Below are 15,044 nucleotides of genomic sequence, written 5' to 3'. Positions count from 1 at the left end.
CCGGACCGGACCTTTGCTTACGCGCCCTCGGCCTGGAGCCGCTCGATGAAGGCCTGTAGGCTCATGCTGCCCAGGTCTTCGCCAGAACGCGTACGCACCGCCACAGCCCCATTTTCCTTCTCGCGGTCACCAATGACCAGCAGGTAGGGCACGCGCTGCAACGTATGCTCGCGGATTTTATAGCCGATCTTCTCGTTACGCAAATCCGAGCTGACGCGGAAGCCTTGCTCCGCAAGGGTTTTGGTCACGCCCGAGACGTAGTCGGCCTGGGCGTCGGTGATGTTGGCCACCACCACCTGGGTCGGGGCCAGCCAGGCCGGGAACTGGCCGGCATGGTGCTCGATCAGGATGCCCAGGAAGCGCTCCATCGAGCCGACGATGGCGCGGTGCAGCATGACCGGATGCTTCTTCTGGCTGTTCTCGTCCACGTACTCGGCGCCCAGGCGGCCCGGCATCATGAAGTCGACCTGCATGGTGCCCAGCTGCCAGGTACGGCCGATGGCGTCCTTCAGGTGGTACTCGATCTTCGGGCCGTAGAAGGCGCCCTCGCCCGGCAGCTCCTGCCATTCCACGCCACAGGCGGTCAGCGCCGAGCGCAGCGCGCCTTCGGCCTTGTCCCAGGTGGCGTCGTCGCCCAGGCGCGATTCCGGGCGCAGCGCGATCTTGATCTGGATCTCGTCGAAACCGAAGTGCTGGTAGACCGCCAGCGCCTGCTGGTGGAAGGCCGTCACTTCCGACTCGATCTGGTTTTCCGTGCAGAACACGTGGCCGTCGTCCTGGGTGAAGCCACGCACGCGCAGGATGCCGTGCAGCGCGCCGGACGGCTCGTTGCGATGGCAGGAACCGAACTCACCATAGCGGATCGGCAGGTCGCGGTAGCTGTGCAGGCCCTGGTTGAACACCTGGATGTGGCCCGGGCAGTTCATCGGCTTGACCGCGTACGTGCGCTTCTCCGATTCGGTGAAGAACATGTTGTCCTGGTAGTTGTCCCAGTGACCGGACTTCTTCCACAGGCTCACGTCCAGGATCTGCGGGCAGCGCACTTCGCCGTAGCCGCTGTTGCGGTAGACCTTGCGCATGTACTGCTCGACCACCTGCCACAGCGCCCAGCCCTTCGGGTGCCAGAACACCAGGCCCGGTGCTTCTTCCTGCAGGTGGAACAGGTCCTGCTGCTTGCCGATGCGGCGGTGGTCGCGCATTTCAGCTTCTTCGATGCGCTTGATGTACGCCTCGAGCTGCTTCTTGTCGGCCCAGGCGGTGCCGTAGATGCGCTGCAGCTGCTCGTTCTGCGCGTCGCCGCGCCAGTAGGCGCCGGAGATGCGGGTCAGCTTGAAGGCCTTCAGGAAGCGCGTGTTCGGCACGTGCGGGCCACGGCACATGTCCACGTATTCCTGGTGGTAGTACATGCCCATCGCCTGGATGTCCTCGGACATGTCCTCGATCAGGCGCAGCTTGTAGTCCTCGCCACGGGCCTTGAAGATCTCGATCACTTCGGCGCGCGGGGTCATCTTCTTGATGACGTCGTAGTCCTGGGCGATCAGCTCGCCCATGCGCTTCTCGATCGCGGCCATGTCGTCCGGGGTGAACGGGCGCTCGGAGTAGATGTCGTAATAGAAGCCTTCGGCGATCACCGGGCCGATCACCATCTTCACGTCCGGGTAGAGCTGCTTGACGGCGTGGCCGACCAGGTGGGCGCAGGAGTGGCGGATGATCTCCACGCCCTCCTCGTCCTTGGCGGTGATGATGCGCAGGCTGGCATCGTGGTCGATGACGTCGCTGGCATCGACCAGCACGCCATCCACGGCACCGGCGATGGTGGCCTTGGCCAGGCCGGCGCCGATCGACTGGGCGACCTCCATGACGCTGACGGGGTTTTCAAATTCGCGGCGGCTGCCGTCGGGAAGAGTAATGTTGATCATCGCAGTGGCTTCGTGCGGGGCCCGCTGGGCGGGCTGGAAAGCGTTCCCGGGGCGGCGCCCGGGCAATAAAAAAGCGCCGCGAGGGCGCCTGGAACACAGGGCCTTCGGGGGCAGGTCAACAGTGGGCGGTGGTAGTGCTCATGTCGCACGCTCGGCCGGCGCTGGGCGCGGGCCACCTTGTTCCAGTCAGGGTTCTACGATGATCTTAAACCAGCGCACGGGAAAGCCCAAGGGCTACCGTACGGTCGGCTGAATGTGCCTCGCTGGCGGCGTGAAATCGCAATGATTACCATGTCGGCGCAGGCCGCTCCGTGCCAGCCTGCCCGCTTTCCCCCAGGACCCCGTGATGCGCCACCCGCTCCGACCGGCTTCCGCCGGCCCCGCCCGTGCCCCGCGTTCGCCGGCCCGCTGCCGCGCCGGCCGCCCGCAATGATCACCGTCGGCCTTTCCACGCTCGGCTTCTGCAGCCTGGGCATGCTGGCAGCGATGTTCTCGGCGCTGGCCTTCTATGCCGCTTCGCCGCATTGCCGCTGGCCGCGCCTGCGCCGCGCCGGCCGCCTGGGCCGCCAGATCGGCCTGGTCGCCGCTGCCGCCGCGCTGTGGCTGTGGATGGCCGAGCTCGGCTTTGCCGCCGGCCTGGTGGCGATGTTGTGCACCTGGATGCTGGCCGCGATGCTGTTGCCGGCGCTGGCCGCCTGGCACCGTCCCGGCACGGAGTCGCCCTGATGTGGCCGCGCGCCTTCGCTGGCACCGTGGCCGGCTTCCTCCTGGCCGCGGCCGCGACCGGCCTGCTGGCATGGGTACCGCCCGGCCCCTGGCAGCGGGCGCTGGTGCCGACCCTGATCGCTTTCATCCCGCTGTGGATGCTGGCCGCCCTGTGGGCGTTCAGTTTCCGCAGCGCGCTGCGCGCCTGGCTGGTGCTGGGTGGCAGCGCCGCCGCCGGCTTCGCCATGCTCGGGCTGCTGCGCCTGACCGGCGCAGTGCAATGAGACCTCTCCCATGAAGTTCAGTTCGCAGACCCTGCGCACGTTCACCACCCTGCATACCTGGGTCGGCCTGGTGGCCGGCTTCGGCCTGTTCGCGGCCTTCTACGCAGGTGCGCTGACCCTGTTCCATCACGACCTGCCACTGTGGCAGACCCCGGGAGCCGCCACCGCACTGCCCGCCGGGCTGGACGATGCGCAGTACCTGCTGGAAGACGTGCTGGCTGCGCATCCGGAGGCACGCCGCCACGTCGGCATGACCTTCCCCGGCGCCGAACACCCGCAGCCGCTTGCGTACTGGCAGGCCGATGACGGCAGCTGGCGCTATGCCTGGCCCGGCCAGATCGCCGGCAGCCCCACACCACCGCAGACCGGACTGGCCGAACTGGTCAACGAGCTCCATTACAGCCTCGGCCTGCCCGTAGCCGGGATCTACGTGATGGGCATTGTCAGCCTGCTGTACGGCATGGCACTGCTCAGCGGCCTGGTGATCCATCTGCCGAAGCTGCTCGGCGACCTGTTCGCGCTGCGTCCGGGCCGCAACCTGAAGCAGCTGTGGCAGGACGCGCACAACGTGATCGGCGTGCTCAGCCTGCCTTTCCACCTGATGTTCGCGGTGACCGGTGCCCTGCTCTGCCTGGTGTTCGTGCAGATGGCCCTGCTCAACCCGTTGATCTACGACGGCAAGGCGCTGCAGGCGGTGCCGACGGCGATGGACACCGCGCCCGTGCGCGATGCCAGTGGCATTCCGGCACCGCCGGGCAGCCTGCGCGTGCTGCATGCGCGCGCGCTTGAAGTCGCCCGCGCACAGGGCGTGGCCAACTTCGAACCGGCCTACCTGAAGCTGGCCAATGCCGGCGATGCCAATGCCACCATCGAGATCACCGGCGAATCCACCGGCACGCTCGGCCCGCTTGGCGCGGTGGCGCTGGACGTGGCCACCGGCGACGTTCTGGCCTCGCAGCTGCCGGGCCAGCGCGACGCCAACCACGCCACGCTCAGCGCCGCCTACGCGCTGCACTTCGGCGAATTCGGCAACGGCGTGGTGGTCTGGCTGTACTTCCTGCTCGGCCTTGGCGGTGCGTTCCTGTTCTATTCGGGCAACCTGCTGTGGATCGAGTCGCGGCGCAAGCGTCGCCAGCCGCAGCAGCCGCGCGCCGGGGTGAACATGGCGCGGGCGACGGTCGGCGTGTGCATCGGCCTGTGCGTGGCGATCTCGGTCGCGTTCGTCACCGCGCTGGTGCTGGAGCGGCTGGCGCCGACAGCGGTCGATCGCGGCATCCGCTGGGCCTGCTTCGGCAGTTGGGCGGCCTGTGCGCTGTGGGCCGCGCTGCGACGCCCGGCGCAGGCCGCACGCGAGTTGCTGTGGGCGGCGGCGATCAGTACCGCGCTGGTACCGGTGCTGCACGGCGCACTCAATGGTGACTGGCTGTGGCGCGCCGCCGCGCGTGGCCACTGGCCGCTGTTCTGGGTCGACGCCATCGCGCTGGCCATGGCCTTCGGCTTTGCCCGCCTGGCAGTGGCCAGCCAGCGCCGCGCCCGCAACGGCGATCCCAACAGCGTCTGGGCCAACTGAACCTTCGCCGGGCATGCCCCGGCGCTACCTACCGTTGCGCGCAACGCCCCCTGTAGCGTCGAGCTTGCTCGACAGCTGTTGATTTCGCGCCAAGCACCGTCGAGCAAGCTCGACGCTACCCAAGCAGGATCATGCCTCGCCGGGGTAACGACTCACTTCGATCAGGTTGCCATCCGGGTCGCGGAAATACACCGATTCGATCGGCCCCAGCGCGCCGGTGCGTGCAACCGGCCCCTCTTCCACTGCAACGGACTGCGCCTGTAGGTGGGACAGCACATCGACTGTCGCCATGCGCGTGACCAGGCACAGGTCGGCACTGCCCGGCGTGGGCCGCAGCGCATGCGGCTGCAGCGGAGCACTGGCCGCATGCAGATTGATCTTCTGCTGGCCGAACTGCAGCGCGGTACGACCCGCGCCGAAGCGCACGACCTGCATGCCGAGCACGCGCTGGTAGAAGTCACAGCTGCGGTCGATGTCGGCGACGGTGAGGACCAGGTGGTCCAGGCGTTCAAGATGGATCATGCCCGCAGCGTAACGCTGCGGGCGTGGCCCTGCTGTGCAGGGTTGGGCCAATGGCGTTGCGGCATTGCGCCGGGCATCGCCTGATGCAGCTCAATCGCCGATGCGCTCCTTCTGCCAGGGGCCCAGCATGGCGTTGAGCAGGCTGGCCTGTTCGTCGTCGCCGGTCAGCTCCCACATGAAGACCCCGGCCAGGCCCTGCTCGCGGGCGAACTGCGCCCGCAGCCCGATCGAGCGCGGGTCTTCATAGCTGATGAAGATCTTCTGCCCGGCGTTGTACAGCCACGGGCTCTGCGCCTGCGGCTGCCAGTGTTTCGTCCAACCCGGCTGGTCGAGATAGCGCGCCTTGATTACCCGCCAGTCGCCAGCATCGGCTGGCGCACTGTAGGACTGGTACAGGCCATCCGGGGCATCGCCGGTGACCTTGAAGCCGCGCCCGTAGAACGGCACGCCCAACACCAGCTTGTCGGCCGGCACACCGTGCTCGCGGTAGTACTGCACCGCGCCGGCCACGTTGTTCCAGCGCCGTAACTCCGGCGCCAGCGGATCGGCCGGCACTTCATGCAGCGGCGCATTGAAGGTCGACACCGCCGAGAAACCGGTGCCCATGTCGTAGCTCATCAGGTTGATGAAATCGAACACCTTGGCCAGCGCCGGCAGGTCGTAGCTCGCTGCTGGATCGTAGGGGCCATCGGTCTGCAGGCGACCGGCGGCCAGCGCGGCGGTCAGCAGCATCGGTTGTCGCTCCTTGCGCCCGTGCGCGTCGAGTGCCACGCGGAACGCCTGTGCGAGCCGGGTCAGATTGGCGCGATCCTGCGGGCGGTGCGCCAGCTCCTTCGGTCCGCCACTGACCGGGAACTCCCAGTCGATGTCCACGCCATCGAAGCTGCCGGCATGGCGGTCGAAAAACAGCGCCATGCACGAGTCGACCAGGCGCTTGCGGCTGGCCTCGGTCAGCGCTGCATCGGAGAATCCACCTGCGCCCCATCCACCAATTGAGATCAGTGTGCGCAGATGCGGGTGCGCCTTCTTCAGCTCGGCCAGCGCAGCAAAATTCTTCGGCGCTTCGGCGCCGACCGTGCAGCGGCCGTCCTCGATGGTGGAGAACGCGTAGAACAGGTGGGTGAGGCGCTCGGCCGGAATGCTCGACACCGGGTAGCGCGCGGCCGAGCCGCCGGGGTAGTAGGCACCGAAGATCGGCGGCTGTGCGGGCGCGGCATGCAAGGCAATGGGCAGGGCGCCGGCAATCAGCACGGCAAGGACGGCCACGGTCTGGCGGAACATGGGATCTTCCGGTTCGAAGGCGCAGCCACGTTAGCAAACGGATGGGGCTGCGGGACGGTTGTCGCGGCATGTCGTCCAGTGGACAGGTGCGATCCGCGCAACCGCGACAGAACGATGGCTGCGTAGCGCCTCTCGTGCACTGCGGCAGGACATGCAACGACCTGGGTGCGCGGTTCTTGATACCAGCGAGGCAAAGAAAAAGCGGGCCGAAGCCCGCTTTTTCAATTCAGCGATTCCAGAAGCGTGTCAACCAAGGTTGACACCTACCGTAATCGACCGGAGGCCGATTACTCGGCGCTGGCGGCGTCGCCTTCTTCCACGGCCTTCATCGACAGGCGGATACGGCCCTGCTTGTCGACTTCCAGCACCTTGACCTTGACCACATCGCCTTCCTTCAGCACGTCGCCGACCTTCTCGACGCGATCGCTGGAGATCTGCGACACGTGGACCAGACCGTCCTTGCCCGGCAGGATGGTGACGAACGCACCGAAGTCCATGATCTTGGCGACCTTGCCTTCATAGATGCGGCCCGGTTCGACGTCCGAGGTGATCTGCTCGATGCGGGCCTTGGCGGCCTGCGCAGCGATGGCGTTGACCGAAGCGATGACGATGGTGCCGTCGTCCTGGATGTCGATCTGGGTGCCGGTTTCCTTGGTGATGGCCTGGATGGTCGAACCACCCTTGCCGATCACTTCGCGGATCTTGTCCGGGTGGATCTTGATGGTCAGCAGGCGCGGCGCGTAGTCCGACAGCTCTTCACGCGGAGCGGTCAGGCCGTGGGCCATTTCGCCCAGGATGTGCAGACGGCCAGCCTTGGCCTGCTGCAGGGCCTGCTTCATGATCTCTTCGGTGATGCCTTCGATCTTGATGTCCATCTGCAGGGCGGAAATGCCCTCAGCGGTACCGGCCACCTTGAAGTCCATGTCGCCCAGGTGATCTTCGTCACCCAGGATGTCGGACAGGACGACGAAGCGCTCGCCTTCCTTGACCAGACCCATGGCGATACCGGCAACCGGCGCCTTCACCGGCACGCCGGCGTCCATCAGGGCCAGCGAGGAACCGCAGACCGAGGCCATCGACGAGGAACCGTTCGACTCGGTGATTTCCGAGACGACACGGATGGTGTACGGGAAGGCTTCCAGCGACGGCATGACAGCCAGCACGCCGCGCTTGGCCAGGCGACCGTGGCCGATTTCGCGGCGCTTCGGGCCCATCATGCGGCCGCACTCACCCACCGAGAACGGGGGGAAGTTGTAGTGGAACAGGAAGTTTTCCTTGTACTCACCGGCAACGGCGTCGATGACCTGGCCGTCACGGGCGGTGCCCAGGGTGATGGTCACGATGGCCTGGGTTTCGCCACGGGTGAACAGCGAGGAACCGTGGGTACGCGGCAGCACACCGGTCTTCACGGCGATCGGGCGGACGGTGTCCAGCGCACGGCCGTCGATACGGACCTTGGTGTCCAGCACCGAGTCACGCATGGTGCGGTATTCCAGCTCGCCGAATTCCTTCGACAGCTCGGCCGGGTTCCAGCCTTCGGCGGCCACGCGGCCAGCCAGGGTTTCGAACACGTCCTTCTTGATTGCCGAGATGGCGTCGCGGCGCTGCAGCTTGTCACGCACCTGGAAGGCTTCGCCCAGGCGCGGGCCGATGGCTTCCTTCAGGGCGGAGATCAGCGCGTCGTTCTTGGCCGGGGCTTCCCAGGTCGACGGCTTGGTGCCGGCTTCGACGGTCAGCTCGTTGATCGCGTTGATGACCTTCTGCATTTCGCGGTGACCGAAGGTCACGGCGCCCAGCATCACTTCTTCGGACAGCAGCGCGGCTTCGGATTCAACCATCAGCACGGCGTTGGAGGTACCGGCGACGACCAGTTCCAGCTGCGAGTCAGCCAGTTCGCTGACGGTCGGGTTCAGGATGTACTCGCCGTTCTTGTAACCGACCTTGGCGGCGCCGATCGGACCCATGAACGGGGTGCCGGCCAGGGCCAGGGCAGCCGAGGCACCGATCAGGGCCGGGATGTCGCCGTCCACGTCCGGGTTCAACGACATGACCGTGGCGATGATCTGCACTTCGTTCTTGTAGTCTTCCGGGAACAGCGGACGGATCGGACGGTCGATCAGACGCGAGATCAGGGTTTCCTTCTCGGTCGCACGGCCTTCACGCTTGAAGAAACCACCCGGGATACGGCCGCCAGCGTAGAACTTTTCCTGATAATCGACGGTCAGCGGGAAGAAGTCCTGGCCTTCGCGCGCGCTCTTGGCGGCGACGGCGGTGACCAGCAGTACGGTGTCGTCCATCTTGACGATGACGGCGCCGCTGGCCTGACGGGCGACTTCGCCGGTCTCAAGCGTGACGGTGTGCTTGCCGTACTGGAAGGTTTTGGTGATTTTTGCCACGGAGGGTGTCCTTGGGGATGCTGTCTGCGAATTTGGACCGTCGGCGACCCTTGCCGCCAGCGGGTGGCCGGATCGTTCCGGCCTGAATCGGGGATTGCGGTACTACAAAACAAAACCGCGGCGCATCGCTGCGCCGCGGGGGATTCGTTGCTTAGCGACGCAGGCCAAGCTTCTCGATCAGGGCCTTGTAGCGCTCGACGTCCTTCTTCTTCAGGTAGTCGAGCAGGCTGCGACGGCGGTTGACCATCTGCAGCAGGCCGCGGCGGCTGTGGTGGTCCTTCTTGTGGGTCTTGAAGTGGCCGGTCAGCAGTTCGATGCGGGCGGTCAGCAGCGCAACCTGGACTTCCGGGGAGCCGGTGTCAGCCGAGCTGCGCTTGTTGTCTTCAATGACCTTCTGGGTGTCGATCGACATTTCTTTTTCTCTGTGATGCGTGGCCGGCAGGAACGCGCTTCGCGCACCGCCAGGCTCGCCGTGGACTACGAGGATGAAACCTGCGCCAGGCAGGCTGCCGGAAAACGGCCGCGAAATTGTAACGGTCGGGGGCTTCCGGGACAAGGACCGGGGCTGAACCGCCCGGGCCCGTCAGAGGTTGAAACGACGCTGCGGGGCCAGCAGGCCGCTTTCGTCGACCTGGCCCAGGCCCTGGACAGCGTCGTCCGGACCAAACACCGCAACCACGCCACGCGGCCAGGACAGATCGCGCTGGCGCTGGCCGACGCAGAAGCGGTGGGCCTGGTCGGCATCTAGGTCGACCCGCGGGTACTCGGCCAGGCCGGCCGCCAGCGGCAGCAGCAGCGCGTCCATGCCCGCCTCGTCACCCGCCTCGACCATCGCCCGCAGCTGGTCCAGGGTGACCATCACCGGCTCACGGAACGGCTCGACCCAGAGCCGACGCAGTGCGCTGATGTGGGCACCACAGCCCAGCGCCTCGCCCAGGTCGCGGGCCAGGCTGCGGATGTAGGTGCCGGAGCCGCAGGTCACGCGCAGCCGCAACCGTTCCGGCTGCTGCTCCAGCACCTCGATGGCATGTACCTGCACCTCGCGTTCGGGCGCTTCGATGACATCGCCGCGGCGGGCCTTCACATACAGCGGCTCACCGCCCTGCTTCAGCGCCGAATAGATCGGGGCACGCTGGCGGATGTTGCCGGTCAGCGCCGCCAGTGCGCCCTGCAGCGCTTCGGCACTGATGGCCGGCACCGGGCGCTGCAGCAGCACCTGGCCTTCGGCATCGTCGGTATCGGTGGTCTGGCCCAGCACGATCTCGGCGTCGTAGGCCTTGGCCGAGCCGAGCAGCAGGCCGGCGATCTTGGTTGCCTCGCCGAAGCACAGCGGCAGCAGGCCGGTGGCCAGCGGGTCAAGGCTGCCGGTGTGCCCCCCTTTCTCGGCGCGGAACAGGCGGCGGGCTACCTGCAGGGCGGCGTTGGAACTCATGCCGGTCGACTTGTCGAGCAGCAGGATGCCATCCAGGCGGCGGAACTGAATTCGGGTCATGGCAGAATTTTGTAGGGTCGAGCCATGCTCGACTGCCGCAGCGCGGTCTGCATCAGACATCGCGCAGCCGGAATGCAACAACGCCGGGCATGCCCGGCGCCACGCGGTTATTCTTCGTCGCTCTCGCGACGCTTCTCCGCGGCCAGCGTATCGGGCAGGTCGCGCAGGATGTTGTCGATGTGCTCACCACGGTCGACCGAGTCGTCGTAGTGGAAATGCAGCTCCGGCACGTGGCGCAGCTTCATCGCGCGCGCCAGGTCCATGCGCAGGCGGTAGCCCAGCTCCTTCAGGCCGGCCACCGCTTCGGCCGAACGTTCCGGCATCAGCGCGGTGACGAACACCTTGGCATGGGCCATGTCGCGGGTGATTTCCACGTCGGACACGCTCACCGAGGGCAACCCGTGCTCGCGCACGGCGTTGTGCACCAGGGTGCCGAGTTCACGGCGCAGCTGGGCGGAGACACGGTCGGTTCGATGGAAAGTCTTGGGCACGAGGAGCTCTTGGTTCAGTTGTCGCCCGACCAACGGTCGGGCGCTACCTTTGATTCGATTGTCGCCCGACCAACGGTCGGGCGCTACAGGTCCATGGTGGGGCCCGACCGTTGGTCGGGCCACCTTGCAGCATTACAGGGTGCGCGGCACTTCGATACGCTCGAAGCACTCGATCTGGTCACCCGGCTTGACGTCGTTGTAGGCCTTCACCGCGATACCGCACTCGGTACCGTTGCGGACTTCCTCGACGTTCTCCTTGAAGCGACGCAGCGATTCCAGCTCGCCCTCGAAGATCACCACGCTGTCGCGCAGCACGCGGATCGGCTTGTTGCGCCTGACCACGCCCTCGATGACCATCGAGCCGGCAACGGCGCCCAGCTTGGAGCTGCGGAACACGTCGCGGACCTCGGCGATACCGATGATCTCTTCGCGGATCTCCACGCCCAGCAGACCGGAGGCCACCTGCTTCACCTGATCGATCACGTCATAGATGATCGAGAAGTAGCGCAGGTCCACGCCGTTGGATTCGATGATGCGACGGGCCGAAGCATCCGCACGCACGTTGAAGCCGATGACGGTGGCCTTCGAAGCGGCCGCCGAGTTGGCGTCCGATTCGGTGATGCCGCCCACGCCGGAGTGGATCACGTTGATGCGGATGTCTTCGTTGGACAACGCCACAAGCGCCTGGCTGAGGGCCTGCACCGAACCCTGCACGTCGGCCTTGATGACCAGGTTGAGGACCTGCTGGCCCTCGCCCTTGCCCAGAGTCGCCATGATGTCTTCCATGCGGCTGCCGGCGGTGGCGACCAGGCGCGATTCACGGCGCTTGGTCTCACGCTGCTGGGCAACGTCCTTGGCCAGACGCTCGTCCTCAACGACCACGAAGTCGTCACCGGCTTCTGGCACGCCGGACAGGCCCAGGACCTGCACCGGGATGGACGGGCCGGCGAATTCCGGCTGCTTGCCGGTTTCGTCGAACAGCGCACGCACGCGGCCGTACTGGATGCCGCACACCAGGTAGTCGCCCTTCTTCAGGCGGCCCTGCTGCACCAGCACGGTAGCGACCGGGCCGCGGCCCTTGTCCAGCGACGATTCGATCACCACGCCCGAGGCGCGGCCTTCGTCGACGGCCTTCAGTTCCAGCAGTTCGGCCTGGATCGAGATGGCGTCCAGCAGATCGTCGATGCCCAGGCCGGTCTTGGCCGAGATCTCCACCATCTGGGTATCACCACCGAAATCTTCGGCCACGACCTGCTCGGACAGCAGTTCGTTCTTGACCCGCATCGGGTCGGCGTCGGACTTGTCGATCTTGTTGATCGCCACGATCAGCGGCACACCCGCCGAACGGGCGTGCTGGATCGCTTCCTTGGTCTGCGGCATGACGCCGTCATCGGCGGCCACGACCAGCACCACGATATCGGTCAGCTTGGCGCCGCGGGCACGCATCGAGGTGAAGGCAGCATGGCCCGGGGTATCCAGGAAGCTGATCACGCCCTTCGGCGTATCCACGTGGTAAGCACCGATGTGCTGGGTGATGCCGCCGGCTTCGCCGGTGGCGACCTTGGTGCGGCGGATGTAATCCAGCAGCGAGGTCTTGCCGTGGTCGACGTGGCCCATGATGGTGACCACCGGCGGACGCTGGGTGGCTTCGCCCTGGTTTTCACCGGTCGAGGCCAGCAGTGCGTCTTCGGCGTCGTTGTCGTTGGCACGGACCGCCTTGTGGCCGAGTTCTTCGGTCACCAGCGCGGCGGTGTCGTGGTCGATGGACTGGGTGATGGTGGCCATCACGCCCATCTTGAACAGCGCCTTGACCACCTCGCCGCCCTTCAGCGCGAGCTTCTGCGCAAGGTCGGCCACGGTGATCGTGTCGCCGATCGCCACTTCACGCACCACCGGCGCGGTCGGACGCTCGAAGGCGTGCGGGCCGGCATTGTTGCCACCGCGCGACATGTCGCGACGGCCACCGGCCTGGTTACGGCCGCCCGGCCGACCACGGGTGTTGCTGTTGTTGCTGTTGCCACGACGCGCACGGTCGGCAGCCGACAGGTGCATCTGGCCGGCGAAACGATCGCCCGGGCCACGCTCGTTGCGCGGCGCGCTGCGGTTGTTGCGGTCGTCGTTGCGCGGCGGCGGCGGCGCACTGCGCGGCGCAGCCGGAGCGGCGGCCGGCGTGCGCGGCGGACGCGGCGCGGTTTCATCGATCGGAGCGCGCTTGGGCTTGGTGGCAGCCAGTGCCTCGGCAGCCTTGGCGGCGGCCGCAGCTTCCTCGGCAGCCTTCTTCTCGGCCTCTGCGCGTTCCTTGGCCGCAATCTCTTCCTCACGGGCACGGACGATGGCTTCGTCGCGCAGACGATCCTTCTCGGCCAGGGCCTGCTGTTCGGCGAGGTTGCGGGCGCGCGACTCTTCCAGCTTGCGCAGGATGTCGGCGCGCTCTTCGTCCGGCGTCATGGCGCGCGCACCATCCTTGACGTAGGTGCGCTTCTGGCGCACCTCGACATTCACGGTCGTCTTGCTGCGACCGGAATTGACCGTCACTTCCTGCTGCTTCCGGCGGTTGAGCGTGATCTTCTTTGCAGACTGATCGCTCTCTTCCGGGGCCTGCTCGGGCTTGCCGTGCGAACGACGAAGGAAGCCCAGGAGCTTCACCTTCTCGGAGCTGGTCACGACCTGGTCGGGACCGCTGAACTTCATGCCGGCACCGGCCAGCTGTTCCAGCAGTTTTTCGACCGGCGTGTTGACCAGTTCGGCAAGCTTGCGGATGGTGGTTTGCTGCGACATTCGGATCCTATGATCTTGTGGGCGCCCCCCCGCATCTGGAGGCGGCGCGGATTCTACGCCCTGAGCGGCTCAGGGCCCTGTTCATTGCCGGCTCATTCGCCGCGTTCCAGTCGGGCGATCTCTTCGGCACGGGCGGCCAGGATCAGCGCAGCGGCGCGCGCCTGATCCAGTCCTTCGATGCCGAAGTCCATGACCTCGTCGGCGGCCAGGTCGGACAGGTCCTCGCTGGTACGCACGCCGTGGCCGGCCAGCGCATATGCGGTGGCTTCGTCCATGCCCTTCAGGGACAGCAGGTCCTGCGCCGGCTGGCCGTCTTCAAGGCCTTCCTCGACTGCCAGGGCCTCATTGAGCAGCGCATCGCGGGCACGAGCGCGCAGCTCTTCGACGATGTCTTCGTCGAAACCTTCCACGGCCAGCAGTTCGCCGACCGGGACATACGCGATTTCCTCGACGGTGCCGAAGCCTTCGCTGACCAGGATGCCGGCGATTTCCTCGTCCACTTCCAGCTTGTCCATGAACAGCTGGCGGGCCGAAGCCTGCTCGGCCTCCGACTTGGCGGTGACCTGGTCCTGGGTCATCACGTTGAGCTGCCAGCCGGTCAGGCGGCTGGCCAGGCGCACGTTCTGGCCGCCCTTGCCGATCGCCTGGGCCAGGCGGTCTTCGGCGACGGCCAGGTCCATCGAGTGCTTGTCTTCATCGACGATGATCGACTGCACTTCGGCCGGCGCCATCGCGTTGATGACGAAGTTGGCCGGGTTGTCGTTCCACAGCACGATGTCCACGCGCTCGCCATTGAGCTCGTTGGACACGGCCTGCACGCGCGAACCGCGCATGCCGATGCAGGCACCGATCGGATCGGTGCGCTGGTCGTGGGCGAGCACGGCGATCTTGGCGCGGTCGCCCGGATCACGTGCGCAGGCCTTGATTTCCACCAGGCCCTGGCCGACTTCCGGCACTTCCAGCTTGAACAGCTCGATCATGAATTCCGGGGCGGCGCGGCTGATGAACAGCTGCGGGCCACGGGGTTCCGAACGGACTTCGGCCAGGTAGCCGCGCACGCGGTCACCGGCGCGCAGCACGTCGCGCGGAATGCCCTTGTCCTTCGGAATGAAGCCTTCGGCATTGCCACCGAGGTCGACATAGATGTTGCCGCGCTCGGCGCGCTTGACCACACCGGTGATCAGTTCGCCGACGCGATCCTTCCACGCATCCACGACCTGCTGGCGCTCGGCTTCGCGCACGCGCTGGACGATGACCTGCTTGGCGGCCTGGGCGGCGATGCGGCCGAAGTCCGGGTTCTCGATCTGCTCTTCGATGTAGTCGCCGACGTCCACGCCTTCGGCTTCGTCGACGGCGTCCATCAGGCGGATCTGGCGGTCCGGCGATTCCATGACCACGTCGTCGGCCACCACTTCCCAGCGGCGGAAGGTTTCGTAGCTGCCATCCTTGTGGTCGATGACCACGCGGGTCAGCACTTCCTCGTCGGGATAGCGCTTCTTCGCTGCCGAGGCCAGGGCGGCCTCGATGGCATCGAAGATCACTTCACGCGGCACGCCCTTCTCGTTGGCGACCGCGTCGACTACCAGCAACAGTTCCTTGCTCATTG

General features: G+C 66.4%; 12 protein-coding genes. 3 read left to right on the top strand and 9 right to left on the bottom strand.

The features are described from left to right. Positions 1-17: 17 nt before the first annotated feature. Positions 18-1,919, bottom strand: a complete 1,902-nt coding sequence (gene thrS / locus AC5P6X_RS08945) for a threonine--tRNA ligase (RefSeq protein ID WP_099529809.1) — start codon at positions 1,917-1,919, stop codon at positions 18-20. A gap of 429 nt (positions 1,920-2,348) precedes the next feature. Here thrS and AC5P6X_RS08940 point away from each other — a divergent pair, with 429 nt between their 5' ends. Genes AC5P6X_RS08940 through AC5P6X_RS08930 form a run of 3 tightly spaced genes read left to right on the top strand, consistent with a single transcriptional unit; the run spans position 2,349 to position 4,478 of the window. Then, positions 2,349-2,645 (top strand): hypothetical protein, encoded by a 297-nt coding sequence (locus AC5P6X_RS08940; RefSeq protein ID WP_005410439.1) that lies wholly within the window; start codon positions 2,349-2,351, stop codon positions 2,643-2,645. Beyond that, the gene (locus AC5P6X_RS08935; RefSeq protein WP_005410440.1) at positions 2,645-2,908 is read left to right on the top strand and encodes a hypothetical protein; all 264 of its coding nucleotides are present in this window, start codon (positions 2,645-2,647) and stop codon (positions 2,906-2,908) included. The genes AC5P6X_RS08940 and AC5P6X_RS08935 overlap by 1 nt, the downstream gene beginning before the upstream one ends. Before the next feature lie 10 nt (positions 2,909-2,918). Then, the gene (locus tag AC5P6X_RS08930) at positions 2,919-4,478 is read left to right on the top strand and encodes a PepSY-associated TM helix domain-containing protein (RefSeq protein WP_088437050.1); all 1,560 of its coding nucleotides are present in this window, start codon (positions 2,919-2,921) and stop codon (positions 4,476-4,478) included. A gap of 129 nt (positions 4,479-4,607) precedes the next feature. Here the strand turns inward: AC5P6X_RS08930 and AC5P6X_RS08925 are convergent, their stop codons facing one another. The 8 genes from AC5P6X_RS08925 to nusA all read right to left on the bottom strand — a co-directional run bounded on the left by AC5P6X_RS08925 (position 4,608) and on the right by nusA (position 15,042). Continuing rightward, on the bottom strand, positions 4,608-5,000 hold the full coding sequence (locus AC5P6X_RS08925) for a VOC family protein (RefSeq protein WP_005410442.1): 393 nt from the start codon (positions 4,998-5,000) through the stop codon (positions 4,608-4,610). 90 nt (positions 5,001-5,090) lie between these two features. Further along, complete coding sequence (locus tag AC5P6X_RS08920; RefSeq protein ID WP_088437049.1) at positions 5,091-6,281, bottom strand: glycoside hydrolase family 18 protein; 1,191 nt, start codon at positions 6,279-6,281, stop codon at positions 5,091-5,093. 287 nt (positions 6,282-6,568) lie between these two features. After that, positions 6,569-8,677: a polyribonucleotide nucleotidyltransferase gene (gene pnp / locus AC5P6X_RS08915; RefSeq protein WP_005410444.1), complete on the bottom strand. Its 2,109-nt coding sequence runs from the start codon at positions 8,675-8,677 to the stop codon at positions 6,569-6,571. A gap of 151 nt (positions 8,678-8,828) precedes the next feature. Further along, positions 8,829-9,089, bottom strand: coding sequence for a 30S ribosomal protein S15 (rpsO, locus tag AC5P6X_RS08910; RefSeq protein WP_005410445.1), 261 nt, complete (start codon positions 9,087-9,089; stop codon positions 8,829-8,831). Positions 9,090-9,260: 171 nt separating this feature from the next. After that, the gene (gene truB, locus AC5P6X_RS08905; protein ID WP_049451207.1) at positions 9,261-10,169 is read right to left on the bottom strand and encodes a tRNA pseudouridine(55) synthase TruB; all 909 of its coding nucleotides are present in this window, start codon (positions 10,167-10,169) and stop codon (positions 9,261-9,263) included. A 107-nt stretch (positions 10,170-10,276) separates the two neighbouring features. After that, positions 10,277-10,660, bottom strand: coding sequence for a 30S ribosome-binding factor RbfA (gene rbfA, locus AC5P6X_RS08900; RefSeq protein ID WP_005410447.1), 384 nt, complete (start codon positions 10,658-10,660; stop codon positions 10,277-10,279). Positions 10,661-10,792: 132 nt separating this feature from the next. Then, positions 10,793-13,438 (bottom strand): translation initiation factor IF-2, encoded by a 2,646-nt coding sequence (gene infB / locus AC5P6X_RS08895; RefSeq protein ID WP_049451206.1) that lies wholly within the window; start codon positions 13,436-13,438, stop codon positions 10,793-10,795. 92 nt (positions 13,439-13,530) lie between these two features. Next, positions 13,531-15,042, bottom strand: coding sequence for a transcription termination factor NusA (gene nusA / locus AC5P6X_RS08890; RefSeq protein ID WP_005410449.1), 1,512 nt, complete (start codon positions 15,040-15,042; stop codon positions 13,531-13,533). Between the last annotated feature and the right edge of the window lie 2 nt (positions 15,043-15,044).

Source organism: Stenotrophomonas sp. YJH_SMC_40, from assembly GCF_059368615.1.
This window is presented reverse-complemented; position numbering and strand designations above follow the sequence as displayed.